The following is a 26729-nucleotide window of genomic DNA, read 5'->3' on the forward strand; positions in this document are numbered from 1 at the left end:
CATGAGCGGTACCAGCGAGACCACCTTCGGCCAGCGGCTCCGCGCCGCCACCCGGGCCCACGGGCCGTTGTGCGCGGGCATCGACCCGCACCGCACCCTCGTCGAGTCGTGGGGCCTGACCTACGACCTCGAGGGCCTGACCCGGTTCACCGAGACCTGCGTCGAGGCGTTCGCCGGGCACGTGGCCGTGGTCAAGCCGCAGTCCGCCTTCTTCGAGGTCTTCGGCTCCGCCGGGGTCGCCGTCCTCGAGCGCGCCACCCGTGCGCTGCACGAGGCCGGCACCCTCGTGCTCGTGGACGCCAAGCGTGGCGACATCGGGAGCACGATGGCGGCCTACGCCGAGGCGTTCCTCGGCAAGGACGCCGTGGCGCCCGGGGACGCCGTGACCCTGAGCCCGTTCCTCGGGTTCGAGTCGCTGCGCCCGGCCCTCGACCTGGCCGCCCAGACCGGTCGCGGGGTCTTCGTCCTGGCGCTCACGTCCAACCCCGAGGGCCGGACCGTGCAGCACGCGCGACTGCGCGACACCAGCGTGGCGGAGGGCATCGTGCGCAGCGCCGCCGCCGAGAACGCCGCCGCGGGGGAGCGGGGCGAGCTCGGCAGCGTCGGACTGGTCGTGGGCGCCACCGTCGGCACCGCCGTCCAGGAGCTCCAGCTCGACCTCGCCGCCGTCAACGGGCCGCTCCTGGCCCCCGGCGTGGGTGCCCAGGGCGGCACGAGCGACGACCTGCGGCGGGTCTTCGGCGACGCCCTTCCCAACGTCCTCCCGGCCAGCAGCCGTGAGGTCCTGTCGGCGGGCCCGGACGTGTCCGCGCTGCGCGACCGGGTCCGGTCGACCAGCCAGGCCATGGCCGCGCTGCTGCACTGACCGGCGCGGCCGGCTGACCGGCGCGGCCGACAGGCGCGGCAGGCGCCGGGGAGAAGACTTCCCCGTCGGTTGCTAGAGTCAGTGCCACCCCACCCCCCGAACCGACTCGCGTGCACCAAGCACGTCCGCACAAGGAGACGCAGCCGTGGCCCTTCCCCCGTTGACGCCGGAGCAGCGAGCTGCCGCCCTGGAGAAGGCCGCCGTCGCCCGACGGGAGCGTGCAGCGGTGAAGAACCGCCTCAAGTACGCCCAGGGGTCGCTGAAGGAGGTCATCGCTGACGGCAAGGAGAACGAGGTCGTGGGCAAGATGAAGGTCTCCGCCCTCCTCGAGTCCATGCCCGGGGTGGGCCGGGTGCGCGCCCGCCAGATCATGGAGGAGGTCGGCATCTCCGAGAGCCGGCGCGTCCGTGGCCTCGGCGCGAACCAGATCTCCGCGCTGCTCACCCGCTTCGACGAGGCGTGAGCGGGTCCGCTCCAGGGGACACCGACCGGGCCCACCGCCTCGTCGTCCTCGCCGGCCCCACCGCGGTCGGCAAGGGCACCGTCTCGGCATACGTCCGCGACCACTTCCCCGACGTCTGGCTGAGCGTCTCCGCCACCACCCGCCGCCCCCGCCCGGGGGAGGAGGACGGCATCCACTACCACTTCGTCGACGCCGGCGAGTTCGCCCGGATGGACCGTGACGGCGAGCTGCTGGAGTCCGCCGTCGTGCACGGCCGGAACTCCTACGGCACGCCGCGTCGCCCGGTCGAGGACGCGCTGGCCGCGCACCGCATGGCCCTGCTCGAGATCGACCTGCAGGGCGCGCGCCAGGTGCGCCAGACGATGCCCGAGGCGCTGTTCGTCTTCCTGGCGCCCCCGAGCTGGGACGAGCTGGTGCGCCGGCTCGTCGGCCGGGGCACCGAGGACGAGGAGGAGCGCACCCGCCGGCTCGAGACGGCCAAGGTGGAGATGGCCGCCGAGAAGGAGTTCGACGTCACCATCGTCAACGACGACGTTCGTCGGGCTGCCGAAGAACTCGTATCATTGATGCGGACCCACTGACCGAGCTGTCCCGAGACAGCGACTGCACCCGACAACAGAGATGTGAGCACCCACGTGTCCGGAACCGTCGCCAACCCCATCGGCATCACCAACCCGCCGATCGACGACCTCCTCACCAAGGCCGACTCCAAGTACGCCCTGGTCATCTACTCGGCCAAGCGCGCCCGCCAGATCAACGCGTACTACAGCCAGCTCCAGGAGGGCCTGCTCGAGTACGTCGGCCCACTCGTCGACAGCCAGGTGCACGAGAAGCCCATGTCCATCGCGCTGCGCGAGATCAACGAGGGCCTGGTCACCTCCGAGCCGATCGAGGCCTGAGCCAGACCCCACCCCCCGACGCAGGGAGTCCTCGATGGCGCGGATCGTCCTCGGTGTCAGCGGTGGCATCGCGGCCTACAAGGCCTGCTCGCTGCTGCGCCTGCTGACCGAGTCCGGCCACGACGTCACCGTGGTGCCGACCGCGTCGGCCCTGCAGTTCGTCGGCGCCCCCACGTGGGAGGCGCTTTCGGGCAAGCCGGTCCACACCGACGTGTGGTCCGGCGTCCACGAGGTCCCGCACGTGCGCCTGGGCAAGCAGGCCGACCTCGTCGTCGTCGCCCCCGCGACCGCCGACCTGCTCGCCAAGGCCGCGCACGGGCTGGCCGGTGACCTGCTCACCAACGTGCTGCTCACCGCGCGCTGCCCCGTCGTCATGGCCCCGGCGATGCACACCGAGATGTGGGAGCACCCGGCCACACAGGCCAACGTCGAGACGCTCACCGAGCGCGGCGTGCACGTCGTCCCGCCGGCCAGCGGCCGGCTCACCGGCGCCGACACCGGCCCGGGGCGGCTCCCCGAGCCTGAGGACCTGTATGCCGTGTGCGCGCGGATTCTCCAGCACGGCCACCCCGGCGTCGCCTCGCCCACCGGGCCCGACGCGGCCCACACCAGCCGCTCGGCGGCCACGCCGGCCGACGAGCACGGGCTCGAGGGCCGCCGGGTCGTCGTGAGCGCCGGTGGCACCCGGGAGCCGCTGGACCCCGTGCGGTTCCTCGGCAACCACAGCTCGGGCAAGCAGGGCTACGCCCTGGCCCGGGTCGCGGCGCGGCGCGGGGCCGAGGTCGTCCTCGTCGCCGCGAACAGCTCCCTGCCGGCCCCGGAGGGCGTCACCGTCGTGCCGGTGCAGACCGCCCTGGAGCTGCAGGACGCTGTCCTCGAGGCGTCCCGCGAGGCCGACGTCGTCGTCATGGCTGCGGCGGTGGCCGACTTCCGGCCGGCCCGGTACGCCGACGCCAAGATCAAGAAGACGCACGACCCGGCCGACCCCGACGCAGCTCCCACAATCGAGCTGGTTCGCAACCCCGACATCCTCGCCGGGCTCGTACAGGAGCGCGGCGACGACGCGAGCCCTGTGGTGGTCGGCTTCGCGGCAGAGACTGGTGACGCCCAGGGGAGCGTCCTCGACCACGGCCGGGAGAAGCTGCTCCGCAAGGGCTGCGACCTGCTCGTCGTGAACGAGGTCGGCGCCGACAAGACGTTCGGGCACGACGACAACACCGTGCACATCCTGCGCCAGGGCAGCAGCCACGTCGTCGACGCCGGGCCCGCCTCCAAGGACGAGGTGGCTGCCGCAGTCTGGGACGCCGTGCAGGAGATCCTGTAGCCGCGGCTACACTCGCGAGGTCGTCGGTCCCACCGGGCCGGGACCCCGAAACGTCGTTGCGCAAAGGAGACCTGAGTGTCCGCACGCCTGTTCACGTCCGAGTCCGTCACCGAAGGGCACCCGGACAAGATCTGTGACCAGATCTCCGACTCGATCCTCGACGCGATGCTGGACCAGGACCCGCGCAGCCGCGTCGCGGTCGAGACGATGGTCACCACCGGGCTGGTGCACGTGGCCGGCGAGGTGACGACCGAGGCGTACGTCGAGATCCCGTCCATCGTCCGCGAGACGGTCCTCGGCATCGGCTACGACTCCTCCACCAAGGGCTTCGACGGCGCCTCGTGCGGCGTCGAGGTGTCGATCGGGCAGCAGAGCCCGGACATCGCCCAGGGCGTCGACACGGCATACGAGAGCCGCACCGGTGGCGTGGACCCGCTCGACAAGCAGGGCGCGGGCGACCAGGGCCTGATGTTCGGGTACGCGTGCGACGACACCGCCGAGCTCATGCCGCTGCCGATCTTCCTCGCGCACCGGCTCTCCGAGCGCCTGACCGCGGTCCGCAAGAGCGGCGACGTCGCCTACCTGCGCCCCGACGGCAAGACCCAGGTCACCATCGCCTACGACGGCGACCGCGCGGTCAAGCTCGACACCGTGGTGCTGTCCACCCAGCACGCGGCCGACGTCTCGCTCGACGAGCTGCTCACCCCCGACATCGAGCAGCACGTCATCAAGCCGGTCCTGGCCCAGCTGGCCGAGGAGGGCACCGAGCTCGACACCTCGTCCTACCGCTCGCTCATCAACCCGACCGGCCGCTTCGAGATCGGCGGCCCGATGGGCGACGCCGGCCTCACCGGCCGCAAGATCATCGTCGACACCTACGGCGGCATGGCCCGCCACGGCGGCGGCGCCTTCTCGGGCAAGGACCCGTCGAAGGTCGACCGCTCGGCGGCGTACGCGATGCGCTGGGTGGCCAAGAACGTCGTCGCCGCAGGGCTGGCCCGCCGCTGCGAGGTCCAGGTCGCGTACGCGATCGGCAAGGCCCAGCCCGTGGGCCTCTACGTCGAGACGTTCGGCACCGAGACCGAGCCGGTGGACAAGATCCAGGCCGGCATCACCTCGGTGTTCGACCTGCGCCCTGGTGCACTCGTCGACCAGCTCGACCTGCTCCGCCCGATCTACAAGGCGACCGCCGCCTACGGCCACTTCGGCCGCACCGCCGCGGCGGGCGTCGAGAACGCCTTCACCTGGGAGCGCACCGACCGCGTCGAGGCGCTGCAGCGGGCCGTCAAGGGCTGAGCCCCCGCGGCACCTCTCACCGCCGACCCGGCCGACACCCTGCCCCGCAGGGCTGTCGGCCGGGTCGACTAGTTTTCCGGTGTGTCCGAACCGGGAGCAGGGGAGCAGCTGGCGCTGATCCGCTCCGCCCTGCCCAAGGCGCCGCGCGTGCGACCCGAGCAGGAGCCCGCGGCCACCGACCCCGTCGCCGCCGTGGTCGTCGACACCGGCCTGGCACACCTCGACCGGCCGTTCGAGTACCTCGTGCCGGAGTCGATGGCGCAGACCGCCGTGCCGGGCGCGCGGGTCAAGGTCCGGTTCGCGGGCCAGGACCTCGACGGCTTCGTCGTCGAGCGCCGGGCCGAGCCCGAGCACACCGGGCGGCTGGCGCCGCTGCGGCGCGTGGTGTCGCCCGAGCCGGTGCTGACGCCGCCGCTGCTCGCCCTGTGCCGGGCCGTCGCCGGGCGCTACGCCGGGACGCTCGGGGACGTGCTGCGCCTGGCCGTCCCGCCCCGCCACGCGGCGGCGGAGAAGGCCCTCGCCGAGCAGGCGCCCGAGCCCGACCCGTTGCCCTCGCCGCCCGACCGGGTGCCCTCGTGGAGCAGGTATGCCGGGGGGCCGGCCTTCCTCGCCCGGCTCGCCGCGGGGGAGTCGCCGGCCGCGTCCCTGCTCGCCCTTCCCGCCCGCACGCCTGACGAGGACTGGCCCACCGCCCTCGCCTTCGCGGCGGCGGCAGCCCTCGCGAGCGGTCGCGGCAGCGTCATCGTCGTGCCCGACCACCGCGACGTCCGCCGGGTCGACACCGCGCTCACCGCCGTCCTCGGCAAGGGGCGGCACGTCCGCCTGACCGCCGACCAGGGGCCGCAGGCCCGCTACACGGCGTGGCTGAAGCTGCTGCGTGGGCACGTGTCGGTCGTCGTCGGCACCCGGGCGGCCGCGTTCGCCCCGGTGCGCTCGCCGGGCCTGGTCGCGTGGTGGGACGACGGCGACGACCTGCTGGACGAGCCGCGTGCGCCGTACCCGCACGTGCGCGAGGTCCTGCTGGCCCGCGCCCGGATCGAGGGGGCGGCCGTCCTCAGCGCGGGCTTCACGCGCAGCGTGCCGGTGCAGCGCCTCGTCGAGGCCGACGAGCTGCGCACCGTGGCGGCGGCCTCGGTGCGTGGGGTCGTGCCCCGGGTCCGGGTCGCAGGCGAGGGGCTCGACGCCGAGCGGGACCCGGCTGCGTCCAGCGCCCACCTGCCGTCGGTCGCCTGGCGCACGGCCAAGGCGGCCCTGGAGTCCGGGCCGGTGCTGGTCCAGGTGCCGCGCCGGGGCTACCTGCCCTCGCTGGCCTGCCAGACCTGCCGCGCGCCCGTCCGGTGCCGCCACTGCGGCGGACCGGTGGCGCAGTCGGCACGCGGGGCCGAGCCCGCCTGCCGCTGGTGCGGCAAGGGCGTGGGCCGGTTCGAGTGCCGGGAGTGCGGGGGCCGTGAGCTGCGCTCCTCGGTCGTCGGCGCGCGGCGCACCGCCGAGGAGCTGGGCCGCGCCTTCCCCGGCGTGCCGGTCCACACGTCGGGCGCGGGCGCGGTGCTCGACACCGTGGCCGCGACGCCCGCGCTCGTCATCGCCACGCCGGGGGCCGAGCCCGTGGCCGACGGCGGGTATGCCGCCTCCCTGCTCCTCGACGCGTGGGCGTCCCTCGACCGGGCGACCCTGGACGCCGCCGAGGAGGCCCTGCGCCGGTGGCTGGGCGCGGCCGGCCTGACCCGCGGCGCCGCCGACGGCGGGCAGGTGGTGCTCTGCGGGGCACCGACGCACACGACCCTGCCGGTGGTGGAGGCGCTGGTCCGCTGGGACCCCGGCTGGTTCGCCGGTCGAGAGCTCGCCGACCGGGCCGCCCTCCACCTGCCGCCGACGGTCGCCCTGGCCGCGATCACCGGGGAGCGCCGCGCGGTGCGTGCCACCGTCGAGCAGGCCGACCTGGCCCGGTTCGGGCTGCAGGACGTCGTGGAGCAGCTCGGTCCGCTCTCGGTCGGGCAGGACGAGGCGCGCGTGCTGCTGCGGGCACCGCTCGAGGTGGCGCCGGCCCTGGCCGAGGTGCTCGCCGACGTGCGCGCCTCGCGCAGCGCCCGCAAGGAGGCGGCCGGGGTGCAGCTCCGGATGGACCCGCCGGACCTCGCCGGGTGAGGTGCCCCGCCACACACTCCCGACGGCCGCGCATGTCTGCGGGTCACATGGTGGAGGGCGGGCCGGCTGCCTAGCGTGCGGTCATGAGCGTGCGCACCGCCGCGAACGGCATCGACCAGAACGTCCTCGTGTGGGGTCCGCAGGACGGCATCCCGCTGCTGCTGGTCCACGGCAACTGCTCCTCGGCAGCCTTCTGGGAGCCGTTCGTGCGCGGACAGCTCGGCGGTGACGACGGTCCGTGGCGGGTGGTGGCCCCGGACCTGCGCGGGTACGGCGACAGCCAGACGGTGCCGGTGGACGCGACCCGGGGCCTGCGCGACTTCGCCGACGACGTCGCGGCACTCCTCGACGTCGAGGGGCTGTTCGCGCCCGGCAGCACACCGCTGGTGGCGGCCCACTCGATGGGCTGCGGCGTCGTGATGCAGCTCGCGGTCGACCACCCCGGCCGCGTCGCGGGTCTGCTGCTGGAGTCGCCGCTGTCGCCGTACGGGTTCGGGGGCACCCGGGACCTGGACGGCACACCCACGACCGAGGACTTCGCCGGCACGGGGGCGGGGGCGGTCAACCCGGACTTCGTCGCCCGGCTCGCCGCCAAGGACCGGTCCGGTGACGAGGCGACGACCCCGCGGGCCGTCATGCTCTCGGCCTACGTTGCCGACCCCTCGGCCTTCGGGGCCGACGAGGAGGCGATGCTCGACACCGTCCTGTCGACCGCGGTGGGGGAGGACAACTACCCGGGCGACGGCGCCACCAGCCCGAACTGGCCGACCACGGGTCCCGGCACCCGCGGGGTGACCAACGCGATGTCGCCGCGATGGTTCCGTGTCGCCGACGAGCTGGTGCGCCTGGAGCCCAAGCCGCCGGTGGAGTGGGTGCGCGGCACGGCGGACGTGATCGTGTCCGACACCTCGCTGTTCGACCTGGCGTACCTGGGGCAGCTGGGCGCCGTCCCGGGCTGGCCCGGGGAGCAGGACTGCCCGCCCCAGCCCATGGTCGGCCAGACCCGCGCGGTGCTCGAGCGCTACGCCGCGGCCGGTGGCGCGTTCGCCGAGACCGCCCTCGACGGCTGCGGCCACTCACCCCACATCGAGCGGCCGGCCGACGTCCTGGCGGCCCTCGAGCGGCTGGCGGGCGCAGCCCGCCTGCGCTGACACCGCCGCGTCGGGACGGCGGCCCGGGGCCCGCATCCCGCGCGCGGGGAGGCGGGACGCGGCGCGCCCCGGGTGCGGGTCGCGGCCTCTGGTTACGGTGGGCCGGTGACGTCCACGCCCACCGTCGTCTTCGACCTCGGCAACGTCCTCATCGCGTGGGACCCGCACCCGGCCATCGCCGCCGCCGTCGGTCCCGACCGCGCCCGCGCGTTCCTCACCGGCGACTTCGGCTTCTCCGCGTGGAACCACGCGCAGGACGCCGGCCGATCCTGGGACGAGGGTGAGGCGGCGGCGCTGGCCACCCACCCGCACCTCGCCGACGAGATCCGCGCCTACCGCACCCACTTCGACCTCTCGATGGTCGGTCCCGTCGAGGGTTCGGTGACCATCCTGCGCACGCTGGCCGCCCATGGCACCCGGCTGCTCGCCCTCACCAACTGGTCGGCCGAGCTGTTCCCGCGGGCGCTGGAGCGGTTCGACTTCCTCTCGTTGTTCGAGCACATCACGGTCTCCGGCCGGATCTCGGTCGCCACGCCGGACCCGGCGGTCTTCCATCGGCTGGCCGCGGACGCGCCGGTCGACCTCCTGGGCGCGATCTTCGTCGACGACAGTCCCACCAACGTCGAGGCGGCGGCCTCGGTGGGCATGGACGCGATCACGTTCACGACGCCGGCGCAGCTGGCCCGCGAGCTGGCGCTTCGGGGGCTGCCGGCGCCGACCCCGGCCGAGCTGGGGGAGCCGCGCACCTAGACTGCTCAGGTGCCGATCCAGAACATCCGCCTCTTCGGGGACCCGGTGCTGCGCACGCCGGCCGCGCCCGTCGTCGACTTCGACCGCGAGCTGCGCCAGCTGGTCAAGGACCTCACCGACACGATGCTGGACGCCCCCGGCGCCGGTCTCGCGGCGCCGCAGATCGGCGTGGGGCTGCGGGTGTTCACGTACTGGGTCGACGGCGAGCTCGGGCACCTGGTCAACCCCGACCTCGACCTGTCGGAGGAGCTGCAGGAGGGCGACGAGGGCTGCCTGTCCTTCCCCGGCCTGCGGTTCGAGACGCCCCGGGCGCTGCGCACGGTGGCCAAGGGCTTCAACCAGTTCGGCGAGCCCGTGGTCGTCGAGGGCACCGAGCTCATGGCCCGGTGCCTGCAGCACGAGACCGACCACCTCGACGGCATCCTGTTCATCGACCGGATGGACCGCGAGCAGCGCAAGGCCGCCATGAAGGCCATCCGCGAGGCGCAGTGGGGCGACGGTCCCGCGCCGGTCGTCAAGGCCAGCCCGCACGCCACCTTCGGCCGGGCGCTCTGATGCGGCTGGTCTTCGCCGGCACGCCCGAGGTGGCGCTGCCGTCCCTCGACGCGCTCCTCGCGTCCTCCCACGAAGTCGTGGCGGTCGTCACCCGACCCGACGCACGCTCGGGCCGCGGACGCACCCTCCACCCGTCGCCGGTGCGCCGGCGTGCCGAGGAGCACGGCATCGAGGTGCTCACCCCCGCGCGTCCACGGGACGAGGACTTCCTGGCGCGGCTGCGGGAGATCGCCCCGGATGCCTGCCCCGTCGTGGCGTACGGCGCGCTCGTGCCGCAGGTGGCGCTCGACATCCCGGTCCACGGCTGGGTCAACCTCCACTTCTCACTCCTTCCCGCCTGGCGCGGGGCCGCGCCCGTCCAGCACGCCGTCATGGCAGGGGACGAGGTGACCGGTGCGTCGACGTTCCGGCTCGAGGCCGGCCTCGACACCGGACCGGTCTACGGCATCATGACCGAGCGGGTCCGACCGACCGACACGGCCGGCGACCTGCTCGCCCGCCTCGCCGAGGGCGGCGCCGGCCTGCTCGTCGCCACCATGGACGGCATCGCCGACGGCTCGCTGACGTCCGTGCCCCAGCCGGCCGACGGCGTCTCGCTCGCGCCCAAGATCGAGGTGGCCGACGCCGAGGTCCGGTGGGAGCGCCCTGCGGTCGCCGTCGACCGGCTCGTGCGCGGCTGCACGCCCGCGCCCGGCGCGTGGACGACCTTCAGGGGCGAGCGGCTCAAGCTGTCGCCCCTCACCGTCGACGGTGCGTATGCCGGGGAGCCGCTGGCGCCCGGCCGGCTCGCCGCCGGGAAGCGCGAGGTCCACGTGGGCACGGGGTCCGGGGTGGTGCGCCTCGGCGCGGTCCGCCCGCACGGCAAGAAGGAGATGGCCGCGGCCGACTGGGCGCGCGGTGTCCGGATCGAGGCAGGGGAGCGGCTCGGTGGCTGACCAGAGGTCGAGCGGCTCCTCGGGTGGGGGCCGGCGCCCGCACCGGGCCCCCCAGCGGTCGCGCCAGCGGCCGAGCGAGCGCGGGCGCACGAGCGACCCGCAGCGGCTCGCGGCATACACCGTCCTGCGGGCGGTCGCGGACGGCGCGTACGCCAACCTCGAGCTGCCCGCCGTCCTGCGCGACCGGCGCATCACCGGCCGGGACGCGGCCTTCACCACCGAGCTGGTCTACGGGGCGGTGCGCATGCACGGGTTCTACGACCCGGTGGTCGCCGTCGCGGCGGGACGACCGGTGACCAAGGTCGACCCGGGGGTGCTCGACACGTTGCGCCTCGGGGTGCACCAGATCCTGGGGATGCGCGTGCCGGCGCACGCCGCGGTGGCCGAGACGGTCGCGCTGGCGCGCAAGGTCAACGGCGCGGGGGCCGCGGGCTTCGTCAACGCCGTGCTGCGCCGCGTGAGCGAGCGCGACCGCGACGCCTGGCTGGCCGAGGTGGTGCCGCAGGGCGACCTCACGGCCCGGCTGGCGGTCGAGCAGTCGCACCCGGAGTGGGTCGTCAAGGCGATGAGGGCAGCCCTGCTCGGCCACGGCGCGGCGACCCCGGAGACGGTCGACGAGCAGCTGACCGCCCTCGTGACCGCGGACAACGACCCCCCGAAGGTGTCGCTCGTCGCGCGCCCGGGCCTGTGCAGCGTGGCCGAGCTCGTCGAGGCGGGTGCCGAGGCGTCGCCGCTCTCACCGGTGGGTGCGGTGCTCCCGTCGGGCGACCCGGGGGCCATCCGGGCCGTGCGCGACGGGCGGGCGGCCGTGCAGGACGAGGGATCGCAGCTGCTCGCGCTGGCCCTGGCCGCGGTGCCCGTGGAGGCCGCCGGCACCGAGCGCTGGCTGGACCTGTGCGCCGGGCCCGGCGGCAAGGCCGGGCTCCTGGCCGCGCTCGCGGTCCAGGCCGGGGCCGACCTCGTCGCGAACGAGGTGAGCCCGCACCGGGCCGACCTCGTGCGACAGACCCTGCGTCCCGCGCTGGAGCGCGCGTCGGCCGCCGGTCGGGTGCTGGAGGTCCGCACCGGCGACGGCCGCACCGTGGGGGAGGACGAGCCGGGCAGCTACGCCCGCGTCCTTGTCGACGCGCCCTGCACAGGTCTCGGTGCCCTGCGACGGCGGCCCGAGGCGCGTTGGCGCCGGACGCCCGCCGACCTCGCCGGGCTCGGGTCGCTGCAGCGCGAGCTGCTGGCCTCCGCCATCGACGCCACGGCGCCTGGTGGCGTGGTCGCCTACGCCACGTGCAGCCCACACCTCGCCGAGACGCAGTTCGTCGTCGGCGACGTGCTCAAGCGGCGCGACGACATCGAGCAGCTGGACGTGCGCGAGTACCTCCGCGACGCGGCCGGCCAGCCCGTCGCCGTGCCCGGCGACGGCCCGAGCGCCCAGCTGTGGCCGCACGTGCACGGCACCGACGGCATGTTCCTCGCGCTGCTGCGCAAGCGGGCCTGACCAGCCGGCCTCACGCCGGCGGTGCAGGCGGGGCGTCGAGCAGCCGCCTCACGACGGCCGCGGCGGGCACCTCGCCCAGTGCCTCGTGCTGCGCCAGCGCTGCCCTCAGCAGGTCGGGGGCGTCCGGCCGGTGGAGCCTCCACGCGACCGTGCCTGCTGCGCGCGCCGCCCGGGCCCGGGCAGCCGGGGAGTCCATCTGCTCGGCGAGCTGTCGAGCCGTCGCCACCTGCTCGTCGGCGGCCGCCGACTCACCGGCGGCGGCGGAGGCCTCGGCCGCGACGCAGGCCAGCTCACAGAACCCCGGGGCGTTGTCCGGGCGCGTGAGCAGCAGCTGCCTCGCCCGGTCGACCTGAGCCAGGGCGGTCTCGACGTCGCCCCTGGCCAGCGCGCACCAGGCGAGCTGCGCGTGGCAGTACCCCATGTCCACCTCGTACGGGGGCAGGGAGCACGCGGCATACGCCCTGAGCGCGTCCGCCACGAGCGCCTCGGCCTCGCCGACGCGCCCCCGTCGTTCGTGCAGGTCACCGAGGATGCGCAGGCGCCCTGCCTCGTCGACCGGGTCGGTGTCCGGCCCGGCCAGGAGGCGGTCGGCCAGCCGGTACTGGCCGGTCTCGATCGCCGCCTGTGCGCGCATCCTGCGCCGGTGCGGGACGACGGGGTCGTCACCGAGCAGCTGCGCCACCGCCTCGTACCGGCCGAGCCCGAGGAGGGCCGTCGCCCTCACCGTGACGTCCGCCTCGGTCACCGCGGCCGGGTCGGCCGTCGGCCCGGCCGGCCGCTCGAGCAGCTGCAGCGAGAGGTGGTACCGACCCGTCACCACCGCCGAGGTCGCCCGCACCCGGGCGGCGAGCCCGGCGTACGGCCGGGGCGGCCCGGGGTGCACGATCACCTCGTCGTGACGCCCCGCGAGCATGAGCGCGTTCATCCGGCGCAGGACGAGCCGCGCCCGCAGGTGCTCCACGGCGACCATGGCCGCGGCCAGCACCACCAGGGCCACGACGAGGACGATCCACAGCACGCGGCGAGTGTGGTCGCTGTCGGGGGCCCGTGGTGGTCCTTCAGCCCGAGGCGGTCCGTTCGGCCGAGTCGCCGTCGCTAGGGTGTGCCCGTGCAGATCTCGCCCAGCATCCTGTCCGCCGACTTCGCCAACCTGCAGCACGAGCTCGAGCGGATCAGCAACGCCGACTGGGCGCACGTCGACGTGATGGACGGCCACTTCGTGCCCAACCTGACCCTCGGCCTCCCCGTGGTCGAGGCCCTGGCCAGGGTCAGCCCGATCCCGCTGGACTGCCACCTCATGATCGAGGACCCCGACCGCTGGGCGCCGATGTATGCCGAGGCCGGCGGCTCGTCCGTGACCTTCCACGTCGAGGCGGCGCGCGACCCGCGGGCCCTCGCGAAGGACCTGCGTGCGGCCGGGGCCCGGGCCGGGATGGCCGTCAAGCCGGGCACCGCGTTCGCGCCGTACGAGGACCTGCTGCCGGACCTCGACATGGTGCTGGTCATGACGGTCGAGCCCGGCTTCGGCGGGCAGTCGTTCATGGCCGACCAGATGCCCAAGGTGGCCCAGGTCCGGGAGGCGGTGCGCCGCCTCGGCGGTGAGGTCTGGGTGCAGGTCGACGGCGGGGTGTCAGCGTCGACCATTGAGCAGTGCGCCGAGGCGGGGGCCGACGTCTTCGTGGCGGGGTCCGCGGTCTACGGCGCGCAGGACGCGGCCGCTGCCGTCGACGAGCTGCGCGCGCTCGCGACCGCCCACGCCCACCCCGCCTGAGTCGCGGCGGACGGCGGCCGTGAGGACCGTCACCCGGACCGTGTCTGCCGCTCCCGGCACGCGCTGGCATACTGGACGGCGACACACGTGCTCCGGGGTCGGTGCAAGTCCGAACCGGCGGTGACAGTCCGCGACCCGACCGCAGCCAGCGGCCGGTTGACCAGGTGGAACTCCTGGACCGACGGTGAAAGTCCGGATGGTAGGCAGCACGTGGACGCGGGACCCCCAGGTCGCGCGGTCGGGTCCCTCGTGACCCGCCGCCTGCCCTGAGGTCCCCCGACCGCACGTCCCCCGGAGCTCGACCGAACGGTCTGGAGCAGGAGGCGGGACGATGGGCGAGCAGCCCGGCACGCTGGCGCTGATGCGTCGTGCCCTCGCCCTGGCCGCCCGGGGACCCGAGGCCGACCCCAACCCTCGCGTCGGCTGCGTCCTGGTCGCCGACGACGGCGAGGTCGTCGCCGAGGGGTGGCACGAGGGCGCCGGGACGCCGCATGCCGAGGCCGCCGCCCTGGCGGCCGCCGGGGAGCGCGCCGCCGGCACCACGGCATACGTGACCCTCGAGCCGTGCAACCACACCGGCCGCACGCCGCCGTGCGCGCAGGCGCTGTATGCCGCGGGCGTGCGCCGCGTCGTCCACGCGCAGTCCGACCCCAACCCGGTCGCGGCCGGGGGCGCGGACTGGTTGCGCGAGCGGGGGGTCGACGTCGTCGCAGGGGTGCTGGCCGACGAGGCCGAGGCGCTGAACCGGACGTGGACGCACCTCGTCGTCACCGGCCGTCCGTGGGTCACCTGGAAGCTGGCCACCACCCTCGACGGGCGCAGCGCCGCAGCCGACGGCACGAGCCAGTGGATCACCGGTCCCGCGGCACGGGCCGACGTGCACGACCAGCGCGCCCGCTGTGGCGCCGTCCTGGTCGGCACCGGCACGGCACTCGCCGACGACCCGCACCTCACCGCCCGGCACCCCGACGGCACCCTCATGGACGCCCAGCCGCTGCGGGTCGTGATGGGGGAGCGCGACCTCCCACCGCAGGCCCGGGTGCTCGACGACGCCGCGCCGACCTGGCACCTGCGCACGCGCAGTCCCAAGGAGGTCCTCGAGGCGCTGGCCCGGGCGGGGGTCCACCACGTCTGGCTCGAGGGCGGCCCGACCGTCGCGGCCGCGTTCATGTACGACCGGCTCGTCGACGAGGTCGTCGCGTACGTGGCGCCGGTGCTGCTCGGTCGCGGCCGGCCGTCGGTCAGCGACCTCGGCATCACCACGATCGACGAGGCACTGCGCCTCGACCCCACCGACATCACCCTGATCGGCACCGACGTGCGGATCACCGCCTGCCTGAAGGAGACCCGCTGATGTTCACCGGCATCGTCGAGGAGCTCGGCCACGTCGTGGCGCTCGAGCGCGGCGCCGACTCCGCCCGCCTGACCGTCGCCGGCCCGCTGGTCGTGTCGGACGCCGTCCACGGGGCCTCGATCTCCGTCAACGGCGTCTGCCTGACCGTGGTCGAGCACGACGAGGAGCGGTTCACCGTCGACGTCATGGCCGAGAGCCTGGCCCGCACCAGCCTCGGGGCGCTCGCGCCCGGCGACCGGGTCAACCTCGAGCGGGCGATGGCGGCCGGCGGTCGCTTCGGCGGCCACGTCGTCCAGGGCCACGTCGACGGCACCGCCCGGATCCTCGCGCGGACCCCGGGGGACCGCTGGGAGGTCGTGCGGTTCAGCCTCGGCGCCGACCTCGCCCGCTACGTCGTGGAGAAGGGCTCGATCACGGTCGACGGCGTGAGCCTCACGGTGTCGGCCGTCGGCGCCGACGGGGCCGACGACTGGTTCGAGGTCTCGCTGATCCCCACCACGCTGGCCCTGACGACGTTGGGGCACAAGGGCGTCGGGGACCCCGTCAACCTCGAGGTCGACGTCCTCGCCAAGTACGTCGAGCGCCTGCTCGCGACCGGCCAGGCCTCCGCGCCCGGCACCCCGGCTCCGACGCCCGCACCCACCACCCCCACCCCCGCATCCGGCACCACCGACTCCCAGGAGATCCCCGCATGAACTGGCTCGAGAAGCTCTTCGAGGCGCAGCTGACCATCGGCTCGCAGCACATCCTGTGGCGCGAGGTGGTCGGAAACGTCTTCGGCTTCGCCTCCGCGATCGGTGGCATGCGCCGGCGGATCTGGGCGTGGCCCATCGGCATCCTCGGCAACGTCCTGCTGTTCACGGTCTTCTTCGGGGTCGCGTTCTCCAACCCCCAGCACGAGACCCTGCTCGGGCAGGCCGGCCGCCAGGTCTTCTTCATCATCACGAGCATCTACGGCTGGTACCGCTGGAACGCCGTGCGCCGCCTCAACGCCTCGGACGAGGACGCGCCTGTCATCACGCCGCGCTGGGCCACCGCCCGCGAGCGCCTGGGCTACCTCGGCTTCTGGGTCGGCGGTGTCGTCGTCCTGCAGTGGGTGTTCTCGCTCATCGGTGCCGGCTGGCCCGCCCCCCGCTGGTACTTCTGGTGCGACGCGTGGATCTTCGTCGGCTCGATCGTGGCGACGTACGCGATGGCCCGCGGCTGGAACGACTTCTGGCTCGCCTGGATCGGTGTCGACCTCGTCGGGGTGCCGCTGTTGGTGCACTCGAAGTTCTACCCGTCGGCGGTCCTGTATGCCGTGTACGCGGGCCTCGTGCTCTACGGCTTCTTCGTGTGGCTCAAGGCGTCCCGGGTCGAGGAGCCCGACCGTGAGCCGGAGGCGGTGGCTGCGGCATGAGGACCCTGTCGACCATCCAGCAGGCCCTGGACGCGCTGCGCGCCGGGCGGCCGGTGCTGGTCACGGACGACGAGGACCGCGAGAACGAGGGCGACGTCGTCCTGGCCGCGGAGACGCTGACCGACGAGTGGATGGCGTGGGCGATCCGGCACACCAGCGGATACGTCTGCGCACCGGTCACGCCCGAGGTGGCCGACCGGCTGGGACTGCCGCTGATGGTCGCCGACAACCGCGACCCCCGCCGCACGGCATACACGGTCACGGTGGACGCGGCCGAAGGCGTCACGACGGGGATCTCGGCCGCGGACCGCGCTCGCACCGTCCGGCTGCTGGCCGACCCGGAGTCCACGGCCGACACGTTCGTCCGTCCCGGCCACGTGGTGCCGCTGCGCGCCCGCGAGGGCGGGGTGCTGGTTCGCCCGGGGCACACCGAGGCGGCGGTCGACCTGTGCCGGCTCGCGGGCCTCGCGCCGGCGGCCGCGATCGGCGAGCTCGTCCACGACGACGGCACGATGATGCGGCTGCCCGACGTCCAGGCCATGGGTGCCGTGCACGACCTGCCGGTCATCACCATCGCCCAGCTCGTCGCGCACCGACAGCGGTACGACCGCGTCGCCCGGGTGGCGGAGACGGTCGTGCCGACCCGGCACGGCGACTTCCGGGCCGTCGGTTTCCGCGACGCCGTCACCGGTGACGAGCACGTGGCGCTGGTGAGCCCACGCGGGGTCCCGGAGCGCCGCGCGCTGGTCCGCCTGCACTCGGAGTGCCTGACCGGCGACGCGTTCGGCTCGCTGCGCTGCGACTGCGGCCCCCAGCTCGAGCGCTCGCTCGAGCGGGTCGCGGCCGAGGGCGGCGTCGTCGTCTACCTGCGCGGCCACGAGGGCCGCGGTGTCGGGCTGCTCGCGAAGCTGCAGGCGTACGCGCTCCAGGACGACGGTCTCGACACGGTCGACGCGCAGACCGCACTGGACCTGCCGGTGGACGCGCGCGAGTACGCCGCAGGGGCCGCGGTGCTCACGGCCCTGGGCGTCGACCACGTGCGGCTGCTCACGAACAACCCGCTGAAGGTCGAGGCGCTGCGCGGGCTGGGGATCGCGGTGGACTCGGTCGAGCGGCTCCAGGTCGCGCCGACGACGGCCAACCGCGGGTACCTGCGGACCAAGCGGGACCGGATGGGCCACGACCTGGTCGTGGACACGGCTGACACGGGAGAGACGGCATGAGGGAGATCGCATGAGGGAGATCGCATGAGCGGCCAGGGAGCCCCCACCGTCACGGCCGACGGCAGCGGGCTGAGGGTGGCGATCGTCGCCGCGTCGTGGCACACCGAGGTGATGGACGGATTGGTTGCGGGAGCGCAGCGCGGGCTCGCCGAGTGCGGGGTGCAGGACGTCCCGCTCGTGCGGGTGCCCGGCACCGTCGAGCTGAGCGTGGCGTGCGCACGGCTCGCTCCGTCGTTCGACGCGCTGGTGGCGCTGGGCGTCGTGATCCGCGGGGGCACACCGCACTTCGACTACGTGTGCAGCGGGGTCACGCACGGCCTGACGGACGTCAGCACCCGCACCGGCATCCCGATCGGCTTCGGCGTGCTCACGTGCGACGACGACCAGCAGGCCCTCGACCGCGCGGGGTTGCCGGGGTCGAACGAGGACAAGGGGCACGAGGCCGCGGTCGCCGCGGTGGCGACCGCGGTGACCCTGGCCGAGCTCGCCCCCCGTACGCTGGGCTCGTGAAGACCTTCGACGACCTGTACGCCGAGCTGTCCGAGAAGGCGGTGAGCCGCCCCGAGGGCTCGGGGACGGTGCGCGCGCTCGACGCCGGCGTGCATGCCATCGGCAAGAAGATCGTGGAGGAGGCCGCCGAGGTCTGGATGGCCGCCGAGCACGAGGGCAAGGACCGCGCCGCGGAGGAGATCAGCCAGCTGCTCTACCACGTGCAGGTGCTCATGGTCGCCTCCGACATCAGCCTCGACGACGTCTACGCCCACCTCTAGGCCACCACTCACACCTCTCGGCCACCACTCTCACGAAAGCCCGCACCATGCTGCGCATCGCCGTCCCCAACAAGGGGTCCCTGTCCGAGCCCGCGGTCGACATGCTCCGCGAGGCCGGCTACCGCGTCCGGCGCGACTCCAAGGAGCTCGTCGTCACCGACCACGACAACGAGGTCGAGTTCTTCTACCTGCGCCCGCGCGACATCGCGGTCTACGTCGGCTCCGGCACCGTGGACTGCGGCATCACCGGCCGTGACCTGCTGCTCGACTCGGGCAGTGCCGCGATCGAGGTCATGACGCTGGGCTTCGGCGGCTCCACGTTCCGGTATGCCGCCCGCCCCGGCACCTGCGCGGACGTCGCCGGCATCGGCGGTCGCCGCGTGGCGACCAGTTACGCGGGCCTGGTCGAGAAGCACCTCGCCGAGGCCGGGGTCTCCGCGCAGGTCGTACGGCTGGACGGGGCCGTGGAGACCGCCATCACCCTCGGGGTCGCGGACGTCATCGCCGACGTCGTCGAGACCGGGACCACCCTGCGCCAGCAGGGCCTCGAGGTGTTCGGGGACGCGATCCTGCGCAGCGAGGCCGTCCTGATCCGCCGCGAGGGGACGGGGGAGTCGGCGGGCGTCGAGGTGCTGCGCCGCCGCCTCACGGGCGTCATCACCGCCCGCCACTACGTGATGCTCGACTACGACGTGCCGGCGCACCTGGTCGAGGCAGCCTGTGCGGTCACGCCGGGCCTGGAGTCGCCGACCGTGTCCGCCCTGCAGAACAAGGAGTGGGCAGCGGTCCGCGCCATGGTCCCGCGCGCACGGACGAACGCGATCATGGACGAGCTCTACGACCTCGGGGCGCGGGCGATCCTGGTCACCGACATCGCTGCCTGCCGGTTGTGACGATGGCAGGGGCTCGGGGGCGGGGACCCGGCGCGGACGAGCAGGCAGCCTTCGCGCCGTTCCGGCCGAGGCGCGGTCGCGCGGTGGCCACGGTGTCGGCCGTGGCGACGGTCCTGCTCTTCGCCGTCGTCGCCGTGGTGCTGCCCGGCCCGGCCCAGGGCGGGGCCTGGCGTGCGGGCGACCGGGTGTTCTTCGCCGGGGTGGGCGTGGCGATGGCGCTGCTGCTGTGGCGCTTCGCGAGCATCCGCGCGGTGCCGACGCGTGAGTCGCTGACCATCCGGAACCTGTTCCTCACCCGCACGGTCTCGTGGCGGGAGGTGGTGGACGTGCGGTTCGGCGAGGGCGACCCCTGGGTCACGATCGAGCTCAGCGACACCGACACGCTGGCCGTCATGGCGATCCAGAAGGCCGACGCCGGCTTCGGCCGGGCCGAGGCCGGGCGGCTGGCTGCGCTGGTGCAGGCGCTGGGCCCGTCGGTACCCAGCCCCGACGTCACCCCCGGCTGAGTCCCCACCGCGACTGGGCTTTCATCGCGAACGGGTCTCCAGCGCGACTGGGTCTGCATCGCGACTGGGTCTCCAGCGCGACTGGGCCTTCATCGGGACCGAGCCTCCACCCGACCGCGTGTCGCGGACGCTATGCGTTGCCCCGAGGCGCGGGGCAACGCATAGCGGCAGCGCGACCGTGGCAGAAGCAGAAACGGAGGCAGCGCCAGTAGCAGCGGCAGTGGCAGTGGCGATGGCAGGGCCCGGTCCTCACGCCCATCCCCGGCCTACCGTGGCGGGCGCTCTGCGTTGCCCCGACGAGCGAGGCAATGCAGAGCGCGAGCGCGGCAGCGCCGGTGGCGGGTGGCGTTGGCCGTGGCAGGGGCAGGGGCAGGGGGCAGGCGCAGGGGGAGGGGCTGGCACTCCCCGAGGCCGGCCCGCCCCTCGCCTCAATCCCGGGTCCTCAACCCCGGGTCCCACCGTCCGCCCGCGCCGTGGCCCGGGCCCGGGCCGCAAAGCGTCCCCTCGCAGGCCGCACACCGGGTCACGGCTGGTGCATGTATTCCCGGTCGTGGGGCATCCCAAACAGGCCCGGTCCGCCCGGGCGCACTCCGGTGGGCGGCAGGTCAGGTTAAGCCGGGCCGCGCGTGGGCGTCCCCGACCACCGCCTCCCGAGCGGGGCCAGCGCCTACTTCGGGGGGAGCGACGCGGCATGCCCCACGCCGGTGTCGACCCACCGCTGGAGCGCCGCATCGGTCTCCACCCGGTCGGAGGGCACCCGCAGCCAGCCGTCCATCTCGCGGCCCCGCATCACCATCGGCTCGGCCTCACCGCCCGCGACCAGCTCGCCCGTGCGGTCCGGGTCGCACCGGACCATGAGGCCTCCCTGGCCGCTCGCGGCGACCGCCATGTGGCCCCCGACGAGGAACGCCAGGCCGCCGAACATCGCCTTCTCCTGCACGCCGTCGACGTCCTCTAGCGCGGTGCGCAGGCGGTCGGCGAGCTCGTGGTCGTACGCCATGGGGGCAGCATCCCACCGGGGGCTGACAGCCCGCCGGGCCAGGGGATGCGGTCAGGGATGCGGGTCAGCGCCGCCGGGTCAGGGGATGCGGGTCAGCCCCGGCCGGAGCACGGCCGCGAACGCCACCTGCCCCAACATGAGGACCGTCAGCACCATCCAGACCGCGCCGAACCCGCCCGTGGCGTCCCGCAGCGCCCCGAGCGTCGCCGGCCCGAGCGAGGCGATCGTGTAGCTGAAGAAGAACGCCATGCCCGCGAGCCGCGCGCTCGCGGCCGGCGTCGACGCGTAGTCGACCATGAGCACCAGGCCGAGGGCGAAGGACGCGCCCTGCCCGAAGCCGAGGACGGCCGCCCACACCCACGGCGCAGCACCCGGCGCCAGCCAGAGCCCGGCCTGCCCGAGCAGGCCGAGCACCGAGGCGCCGATCAGCAGGGCCCGGTGGTCGTGGACGCGGTCGGCGAGGGCCGGTCCGAGCAGCCCGGAGACGAGCTGGAGCGCGGTGAAGACGCTGAGGAGGTACCCGGCGTGGGTCGGGTCCCAGCCGCGCGCGGCATACGTGGGGGCGAGCCAGGCCAGCGAGGAGTAGAACTCGACGGACTGGATGGTGAGGTAGCCCGCGACCAGCCACGCCGTCGCGTGCTTCCACGGCAGCCGCGTCGGGACCACGACGACAGGGTCGGCGGCGCGCAGCCGCGTGTGCCCGCGCCAGATCGGCAGCCACGCCAGCACGCCGACGAGGGCCAGCACCGACCACGAGCCGAGCGAGCCCTGCCACGACCCGAGGCGGTCGCGCAGCGGCACCGACAGCGCGGACGAGGCTCCGGCGCCGCCCATCATCGCCAGCATGTACAGGCCCGTGACGAGCCCCGAGCGCTCCGGCGGGAACAGCTCCTTGACCAGCCCCGGCAGCAGCGTCCCACCGAGGGCGATCCCGACCCCGGCGACGAACGTCCCGGCATACAGCAGCCACACCTGGCCGCCACCGAACCGGGACAGCAGGCCCAGCAGGACGCACACCGCGGCCGCCTGCACCCCGGCGGCCGCGCCGACCCGGGCCGCGACGCGCTGCGCGACCGGTGCGAAGAGCCCCATGCACAGCACCGGCAGCGTGGTGAGCGTGCCGAGGGCGGCGTTGCCGAGGTGCAGGTCGAGGCCAATGTCCTGCACGAGCGGGGGCACGCTGGCCATGACCGTGCGCAGGTTGACGGCGACGGCGACGAGGCCGACGGTGACCAGCCAGGTGGGCGGGGCGGCGGTGGGGGCGGGACGGACGGTGGCCTGCGACATCGGGGCCAGTCTTGCAGGCGGCTCAGCCGTCGTCGGGACCGGTGGTCATCGACTCGGGGACGTGGTCGCGCGCCTCGTCCGCGGAGAGGCCGGTGAGCATCAGCAGGTCGACGACCATGGAGCGGATCTGGGCGCGCATCACCTCCGCCGAAAGCCCTGAGCCCGGGTCGAGCACGGCGCTGAGCTCGGCCACCTGGTAGAGGCCGGCGCGGGCGTTCGTGGGCAGCCGCCGCTCGCCGAGCTCGCGGGCGATGTCGCCGGTCACGTCGGCCAGGGCCCCGACGAGCCGCAGGTATGCCGGGGGGACGGGTTCGTCACGCCACGTCGCCACGGCGGCGCGACGCACGAGCACCCGCAGGTTGCGGATGGCGCGGTCCAACGGCTCGAGCAGGTCGGCGATGGCCTGCACGCCCGGCAGGTGGCGCCTGCGAAAGGGCGAGAGCCGCACGACGGCGATGCCCTCGGCGGACAGGGACCGCAGCTCGTCGAGCATCGACTCGGAGGCCCGGGCGCGCGACAGGGTCGCCGTGGCGAGGTCGGAGTCGCGCTCACGGACGGCGCGCACGGTGTCGGCGAGGATCTCGCTGATCTCCTGGACCACGACCGACGCCTGCTGCCGGGGTCGGCGGATGGGGGCGGTGGGCGCGAGGGCCGTGAACAGCAACGCGACCACCCCGCCCACGACGGCGTCGAGCCAGCGGGTGAAGGCGTACCCGGGTGCGGCGGTCAGCGTGGTCACGATGACCGACTGCACCCCCGCCTGGGTGGTGAGCAGCAGCCCTGCGCCGAGCAGGGCGGCGATGCTCATGGCGAGGACCACGACGACGACGATCTGCCAGGTGCCCGTGCCGAAGAAGTGCACGAAGGCGTCGCCCACGAAGACGCCTACGGCGACACCGATCATGACCTCGGTGACGCGGCGCAGCCGTTGGCCGTAGGACAGGCCGAGGGACACGATCGCCGTGACCGGCGCGAAGAACGGCTGCCGGTGCCCCAGCAGGTGGGTGGCCACCCACCACGCCGTCGCGGCGCCGAGCCCGCACTGCACCACGAAGGCCAGGCGGGCCAGCATGCGGCGGGTCCGGGTCCTGGCCTCGCGGCGGGAGCGCGCGGCGGCGCGGACCAGGTCGGCCGAGGTGGGGACCCGCGGCAGCGCGCGCTCGCCCCGGCCTCCGGTGGCTGCCATCAGCCGTTCTGCAGGTAGGCCGCCTCGAGGAGCGGCTCGAGCGCGCGGATGTCGTCCTCGTCGCAGTCGGCCGGCAGGTCCAGGCAGTGGGTGGCCGCGCCGAAGCCGCCGGCGGGGGAGAGGCGCTCGTCCGGCGGGACCTCGTCGGCGAAGGCCAGGCCGACCCGGACCGTCCCGTCGGGGCCGGGCCCGACGGTCGCGAACTCCGTCGTGCGTGCGACCCGCACCCAGGGCTCGACCAGACCGTCGACCGGTGCCGAGGCGACCCGGTGCGTGTCCTCGCCCAGGCCTTCCGCGAGCATCACGACCGCGTCGTGCACGGCTCGCAGGCCCGTGTCCTCGGCCGGGTAGAGGTCGTCCGTCCCGGCGTCGACGTCGCCGGTGGGGGCCACCTGCGCGGCCTCGGTGTCGTCGACGGGCTCCATGGGCCGATTCTGGCAGTACGCGCCGTCGTCGCGCCCGACCACGCGCGGGTCAGGCCCGGCCGAAGGTCGTGTCGACCACCACGTCCGCTCGCTCCCAGGTGCGGTCGGCCTCGTAGAGGCGCCGCTCCTGGGCGGCCCACTGGTCCCAGTACGGGGCGAACCCCGGGTCGCGGGCCATGCCCCGGGCGTACCGGATGTCCTCGGCCGCCTCCACCCACACCAGCACCGAGGCGAAGGCACCACCGGGCAGGGCGCCGGAGCCGCAGCCCTCGAGCACGACGACGTCGGTCGCGGGGAGCTGGACCCACTCGGCATACCGCTCGGCGTGCCAGTCCCAGCGCTGGTACCGGGCCGCGCGGCCCTCGCGCAGCGGGCGGACGATCCACTCGTCCGCCCGGTGGGTCCCTGCCCGCAGGCCGTCCCAGCCCGGGTAGAGGTCGTCCATGTGCACGGTGGGCGCGGAGAGCACGTCCGCGACCTGCCGGGCGAGGGTCGTCTTCCCCGAGCCGCTGGGGCCGTCGATCGCGACGAGGTGGGTGCCGCCGCAGCGCGCGGGGGTGGAGTCCACGAGGGCCACGATCTGGCTCACGTGGTCCGTGGTGCGGTCGACGGGCATGGCGTTCACCCTAGGTGGATACCCTTCCCGGGTGAGCCTCGCCACCCGGGTCATCCCCTGCCTCGACGTCGACGCCGGCCGCGTGGTCAAGGGCGTGCAGTTCGAGAACCTGCGCGACGCCGGCGACCCCGTCGAGCTGGCGAAGGCGTACGGCGAGCAGGGCGCCGACGAGCTGACGTTCCTGGACGTGACGGCCAGCAGCGGCGACCGCGAGACCACGTACGACGTCGTGCGCCGCACCGCCGAGCAGGTCTTCATCCCGCTGACCGTGGGCGGGGGAGTCCGGAGCGTCGACGACGTGGACCGGCTACTGCGGGCCGGTGCCGACAAGGTCGGGGTCAACACGGCCGCCATCGCCAGGCCCGAGCTCGTGTCCGAGGTGGCCGAGCGGTTCGGCTCGCAGGTGCTCGTGCTGTCCGCCGACGTGCGGCGCCGGCGGGGCGAGGACGGGTCGCTGCTCGGCGGGTTCGAGGTGACGACCCACGGCGGGCGGCAGCGCACCGGCATCGACGCCGTCGAGTGGTGCGTGCGGGCGCAGGAGCTGGGCGCCGGCGAGGTGCTGCTCAACTCGATGGACGCCGACGGCACCAAGGACGGGTTCGACCTCGAGCTGATCCGGCTCGTGCGCGCGGAGCTGCGCATCCCGCTCATCGCCAGCGGGGGCGCCGGCCGGGTCGAGCACTTCGCCCCGGCCGTGCACGCCGGTGCCGACGCCGTGCTGGCGGCGAGCGTCTTCCACTTCGGGGAGCTCACCGTCGGCGACGTGAAGGCGGCACTGGCGCATGACGGCATACCCGTCCGCTGACCGCGGCCCCACGCACCGGGCACCCCCGCGAAACGGCAGTTGCTGACGGAAAACGGGGGTCGAGAACTGCCGTTTTCCGCACGCAACCGCCGTGTTGCGCGCGGGGGTGGCGCGAGCAGACGCCTCGTATTCCAGTGGACGCTTGATCAAGCGAATGCTTGAATAGCGCCATGGCCACCATCGACGCGACGCGCCTCGACGCGGTGTTCACCGCGCTCGGCGACCCCACGAGGCGGGACATCGTGACGCGGCTCAGTCGCGGCGACGCGACGGTGACCGAGCTGGCCGAGCCGTATGCCATGAGCCTGCAGGCCGTGTCCCAGCACATCCGGGTGCTGGAGCGCTGCGGGCTCGTGAGCCGTGGCCGCGACCGGCAGGCCAGGCCGTGCCGCCTGGAGCCGGAGGTGCTGCGCGCGGCCGAGTCGTGGATCGAGGAGAGCCGGCGCACGTGGGCCGCGCGCATGGACCGGTTGGAGTCGCACCTCGCCAGGGTGCAGCAGAAGGGGGACGCATGAACGACGAGCAGGACCACGGGGAGGAGCTCGTGCACGAGCGGGTGTTCGCGGCCCCCCGCGACCTGGTGTGGCACTGCCTGACCGACCCGTCCGAGCTGGCGCAGTTCTGGGGGCCTGAGGGCCTGATGACGCCGGTGGACGGCATCGTCGTCGAGCTGCGCCCGGGCGGCCGGTTCGAGACGCTCATGGTCGGGGCGCACGGCAGCCACCGGATGGTCGCCACGTTCACCGAGGTCGTCGCGCCGGAACGGCTCGCCTGGGTGGAGGTGGCGTCGGGGATGCACACCACCAGCACGCTCCGCGACCTCGGCGACGGGCGCACCGCCGTCACCATCACCCAGCGCAACGTCCCCGAGGCGGCGCGCAGGCCTCGGGCCCGCGCCGGCTTCGCCACCTCGCTCGACAAGCTCGAGCGACGCCTCAGCACCCTCGTCCAGGAGGAACTGTCATGACCGACCTGCAGGACCTGGTGGCCCCCACGCTCACCGGGCTCGCCGACCTCCTCGACACCGGCGGCCAGGGTGCCCACGTCGGCGACACCAGTGGGAGCTCCGCGCTCGCCGACGCGTGGACACGCCCGTCGCTGTGCGAGGGCTGGACCGTGGCGCACCTGGTCGCCCACGTCACCATGCCGGCGCGCCTGACGCCGGAGCAGTGGGGCGCGGAGATGGCCGCGGCCGGCGGGGACTTCGGCTTCCTGTCGAACGCGGTGGCGGCACGCGACTCGGCCCTGCCCCGGGGGGAGCTGCTCGACCAGCTGCGCTCGCCCGAGCTGCACGCGTGGCAGCCGCCGGGCGGCGGAGCGGCCGGTGCCCTGAGCCACGCTGTGATCCACTCGCTGGACGTCACGGTCGCCCTCGACGTGCCGACCGTGGCGCCTCAGGAGGCGGTCGTGGCGGTGCTGGAAGCCGTCACTGCGACGGGCGGGTCGTGGTTCGGTGTCGACCTGTCCGGCGTGCTCCTGGCGGCCACCGACGCCGACTGGTCCTGGGGGAGCGGCGAGGCGCTCCGCGCCCCGCTCGGCGACCTGGTGTCGCTCGTGTCCGGGCGCACCCTGCCCGACGGCCGCTCGCTGCCCAGGGGCTGAGGGCGGCAGGCCCGGCC

Annotated in this window: 31 protein-coding genes and 1 riboswitch; of the genes, 25 read left to right on the forward strand and 6 right to left on the reverse strand. The window is 74.5% G+C overall.

Features of this window, described 5'->3' with window-relative positions; all coding sequences use genetic code 11:
* The first annotated feature begins 1 nt into the window (after nt 1).
* From pyrF to RKE38_RS18660, 12 genes are all read left to right on the forward strand, one after another.
* Nucleotides 2-865 carry an orotidine-5'-phosphate decarboxylase gene (gene pyrF / locus RKE38_RS18605; protein WP_316008969.1) on the forward strand — a complete coding sequence of 288 codons (864 nt, stop codon included), beginning with the start codon at nt 2-4 and terminating at the stop codon, nt 863-865.
* A gap of 145 nt (nt 866-1010) precedes the next feature.
* Complete coding sequence (mihF, locus tag RKE38_RS18610) at nt 1011-1328, forward strand: integration host factor, actinobacterial type (RefSeq protein WP_310157435.1); 318 nt, start codon at nt 1011-1013, stop codon at nt 1326-1328.
* Nucleotides 1325-1909, forward strand: a complete 585-nt coding sequence (gene gmk / locus RKE38_RS18615; RefSeq protein WP_316008970.1) for a guanylate kinase — start codon at nt 1325-1327, stop codon at nt 1907-1909. The genes mihF and gmk overlap by 4 nt, the downstream gene beginning before the upstream one ends.
* Nucleotides 1910-1963: 54 nt before the next feature.
* Nucleotides 1964-2227, forward strand: a complete 264-nt coding sequence (rpoZ, locus tag RKE38_RS18620) for a DNA-directed RNA polymerase subunit omega (RefSeq protein ID WP_171241867.1) — start codon at nt 1964-1966, stop codon at nt 2225-2227.
* Nucleotides 2228-2261: 34 nt separating this feature from the next.
* The gene (locus RKE38_RS18625) at nt 2262-3551 is read left to right on the forward strand and encodes a bifunctional phosphopantothenoylcysteine decarboxylase/phosphopantothenate synthase (protein WP_316008971.1); all 1290 of its coding nucleotides are present in this window, start codon (nt 2262-2264) and stop codon (nt 3549-3551) included.
* A gap of 75 nt (nt 3552-3626) precedes the next feature.
* Entirely contained in the window at nt 3627-4847 is a 1221-nt protein-coding gene (gene metK / locus RKE38_RS18630) for a methionine adenosyltransferase (RefSeq protein ID WP_316008972.1), read from the forward strand.
* Nucleotides 4848-4928: 81 nt separating this feature from the next.
* Nucleotides 4929-6992: a primosomal protein N' gene (locus RKE38_RS18635; protein WP_316008973.1), complete on the forward strand. Its 2064-nt coding sequence runs from the start codon at nt 4929-4931 to the stop codon at nt 6990-6992.
* Nucleotides 6993-7075: 83 nt separating this feature from the next.
* Nucleotides 7076-8143, forward strand: a complete 1068-nt coding sequence (locus tag RKE38_RS18640) for an alpha/beta hydrolase (RefSeq protein WP_316008974.1) — start codon at nt 7076-7078, stop codon at nt 8141-8143.
* A gap of 105 nt (nt 8144-8248) precedes the next feature.
* Complete coding sequence (locus RKE38_RS18645) at nt 8249-8893, forward strand: HAD family phosphatase (protein WP_316008975.1); 645 nt, start codon at nt 8249-8251, stop codon at nt 8891-8893.
* A gap of 9 nt (nt 8894-8902) precedes the next feature.
* Complete coding sequence (def, locus tag RKE38_RS18650) at nt 8903-9448, forward strand: peptide deformylase (protein WP_316008976.1); 546 nt, start codon at nt 8903-8905, stop codon at nt 9446-9448.
* Nucleotides 9448-10383 carry a methionyl-tRNA formyltransferase gene (gene fmt / locus RKE38_RS18655; RefSeq protein WP_316008977.1) on the forward strand — a complete coding sequence of 312 codons (936 nt, stop codon included), beginning with the start codon at nt 9448-9450 and terminating at the stop codon, nt 10381-10383. The genes def and fmt overlap by 1 nt, the downstream gene beginning before the upstream one ends.
* The gene (locus tag RKE38_RS18660; protein ID WP_316008978.1) at nt 10376-11875 is read left to right on the forward strand and encodes an RsmB/NOP family class I SAM-dependent RNA methyltransferase; all 1500 of its coding nucleotides are present in this window, start codon (nt 10376-10378) and stop codon (nt 11873-11875) included. Before fmt ends, RKE38_RS18660 begins: the two co-directional genes overlap by 8 nt.
* A gap of 10 nt (nt 11876-11885) precedes the next feature.
* On the opposite strand, the gene RKE38_RS18665 is transcribed toward RKE38_RS18660, so the two are convergent.
* Nucleotides 11886-12893, reverse strand: a complete 1008-nt coding sequence (locus RKE38_RS18665; RefSeq protein WP_316008979.1) for a hypothetical protein — start codon at nt 12891-12893, stop codon at nt 11886-11888.
* 90 nt (nt 12894-12983) lie between these two features.
* Between RKE38_RS18665 and rpe the strand changes: the two genes are divergently transcribed.
* From rpe to RKE38_RS18710, 9 genes are all read left to right on the forward strand, one after another.
* Nucleotides 12984-13646, forward strand: coding sequence for a ribulose-phosphate 3-epimerase (gene rpe, locus RKE38_RS18670; RefSeq protein WP_316008980.1), 663 nt, complete (start codon nt 12984-12986; stop codon nt 13644-13646).
* Between the two features lie 83 nt (nt 13647-13729).
* Nucleotides 13730-13860: riboswitch (FMN riboswitch) on the forward strand.
* A gap of 117 nt (nt 13861-13977) precedes the next feature.
* Nucleotides 13978-15000 (forward strand): bifunctional diaminohydroxyphosphoribosylaminopyrimidine deaminase/5-amino-6-(5-phosphoribosylamino)uracil reductase RibD, encoded by a 1023-nt coding sequence (gene ribD / locus RKE38_RS18675; RefSeq protein ID WP_316008981.1) that lies wholly within the window; start codon nt 13978-13980, stop codon nt 14998-15000.
* Nucleotides 15000-15695, forward strand: a complete 696-nt coding sequence (locus tag RKE38_RS18680) for a riboflavin synthase (protein ID WP_316008982.1) — start codon at nt 15000-15002, stop codon at nt 15693-15695. The genes ribD and RKE38_RS18680 overlap by 1 nt, the downstream gene beginning before the upstream one ends.
* Entirely contained in the window at nt 15692-16399 is a 708-nt protein-coding gene (locus RKE38_RS18685; protein ID WP_316008983.1) for a nicotinamide mononucleotide transporter family protein, read from the forward strand. Before RKE38_RS18680 ends, RKE38_RS18685 begins: the two co-directional genes overlap by 4 nt.
* Nucleotides 16396-17622, forward strand: a complete 1227-nt coding sequence (gene ribB, locus RKE38_RS18690; protein ID WP_316008984.1) for a 3,4-dihydroxy-2-butanone-4-phosphate synthase — start codon at nt 16396-16398, stop codon at nt 17620-17622. The genes RKE38_RS18685 and ribB overlap by 4 nt, the downstream gene beginning before the upstream one ends.
* 24 nt (nt 17623-17646) lie before the next feature.
* The gene (ribH, locus tag RKE38_RS18695) at nt 17647-18132 is read left to right on the forward strand and encodes a 6,7-dimethyl-8-ribityllumazine synthase (protein ID WP_316008985.1); all 486 of its coding nucleotides are present in this window, start codon (nt 17647-17649) and stop codon (nt 18130-18132) included.
* On the forward strand, nt 18129-18392 hold the full coding sequence (locus RKE38_RS18700; protein ID WP_316008986.1) for a phosphoribosyl-ATP diphosphatase: 264 nt from the start codon (nt 18129-18131) through the stop codon (nt 18390-18392). The genes ribH and RKE38_RS18700 overlap by 4 nt, the downstream gene beginning before the upstream one ends.
* A gap of 47 nt (nt 18393-18439) precedes the next feature.
* Complete coding sequence (hisG, locus tag RKE38_RS18705; protein ID WP_310157399.1) at nt 18440-19285, forward strand: ATP phosphoribosyltransferase; 846 nt, start codon at nt 18440-18442, stop codon at nt 19283-19285.
* Nucleotides 19286-19386: 101 nt separating this feature from the next.
* Nucleotides 19387-19791 carry a PH domain-containing protein gene (locus RKE38_RS18710; protein ID WP_316008987.1) on the forward strand — a complete coding sequence of 135 codons (405 nt, stop codon included), beginning with the start codon at nt 19387-19389 and terminating at the stop codon, nt 19789-19791.
* A gap of 667 nt (nt 19792-20458) precedes the next feature.
* Here the strand turns inward: RKE38_RS18710 and RKE38_RS18715 are convergent.
* The 5 genes from RKE38_RS18715 to RKE38_RS18735 all read right to left on the reverse strand — a co-directional run bounded on the left by RKE38_RS18715 (nt 20459) and on the right by RKE38_RS18735 (nt 24305).
* Nucleotides 20459-20791, reverse strand: coding sequence for a TfoX/Sxy family protein (locus RKE38_RS18715; protein WP_316008988.1), 333 nt, complete (start codon nt 20789-20791; stop codon nt 20459-20461).
* Nucleotides 20792-20869: 78 nt separating this feature from the next.
* Complete coding sequence (locus RKE38_RS18720) at nt 20870-22078, reverse strand: CynX/NimT family MFS transporter (RefSeq protein WP_316008989.1); 1209 nt, start codon at nt 22076-22078, stop codon at nt 20870-20872.
* Between the two features lie 22 nt (nt 22079-22100).
* Nucleotides 22101-23264 carry an FUSC family protein gene (locus RKE38_RS18725; RefSeq protein ID WP_316008990.1) on the reverse strand — a complete coding sequence of 388 codons (1164 nt, stop codon included), beginning with the start codon at nt 23262-23264 and terminating at the stop codon, nt 22101-22103.
* Nucleotides 23264-23689, reverse strand: coding sequence for a hypothetical protein (locus tag RKE38_RS18730; RefSeq protein ID WP_316008991.1), 426 nt, complete (start codon nt 23687-23689; stop codon nt 23264-23266). The genes RKE38_RS18725 and RKE38_RS18730 overlap by 1 nt, the downstream gene beginning before the upstream one ends.
* 49 nt (nt 23690-23738) lie before the next feature.
* Nucleotides 23739-24305: a uridine kinase gene (locus tag RKE38_RS18735; RefSeq protein WP_316008992.1), complete on the reverse strand. Its 567-nt coding sequence runs from the start codon at nt 24303-24305 to the stop codon at nt 23739-23741.
* Nucleotides 24306-24336: 31 nt separating this feature from the next.
* Between RKE38_RS18735 and hisF the strand changes: the two genes are divergently transcribed.
* From hisF to RKE38_RS18755, 4 genes are all read left to right on the forward strand, one after another.
* Complete coding sequence (gene hisF / locus RKE38_RS18740; RefSeq protein ID WP_316008993.1) at nt 24337-25110, forward strand: imidazole glycerol phosphate synthase subunit HisF; 774 nt, start codon at nt 24337-24339, stop codon at nt 25108-25110.
* A gap of 170 nt (nt 25111-25280) precedes the next feature.
* Nucleotides 25281-25625 (forward strand): metalloregulator ArsR/SmtB family transcription factor, encoded by a 345-nt coding sequence (locus RKE38_RS18745; RefSeq protein WP_316008994.1) that lies wholly within the window; start codon nt 25281-25283, stop codon nt 25623-25625.
* Nucleotides 25622-26077, forward strand: coding sequence for an SRPBCC domain-containing protein (locus RKE38_RS18750; protein WP_316008995.1), 456 nt, complete (start codon nt 25622-25624; stop codon nt 26075-26077). Before RKE38_RS18745 ends, RKE38_RS18750 begins: the two co-directional genes overlap by 4 nt.
* The gene (locus RKE38_RS18755) at nt 26074-26712 is read left to right on the forward strand and encodes a maleylpyruvate isomerase family mycothiol-dependent enzyme (protein WP_316008996.1); all 639 of its coding nucleotides are present in this window, start codon (nt 26074-26076) and stop codon (nt 26710-26712) included. The genes RKE38_RS18750 and RKE38_RS18755 overlap by 4 nt, the downstream gene beginning before the upstream one ends.
* Nucleotides 26713-26729 lie beyond the last annotated feature (17 nt).

Source organism: Phycicoccus sp. M110.8, from assembly GCF_032464895.1.
Lineage (GTDB): Bacteria > Actinomycetota > Actinomycetes > Actinomycetales > Dermatophilaceae > Pedococcus.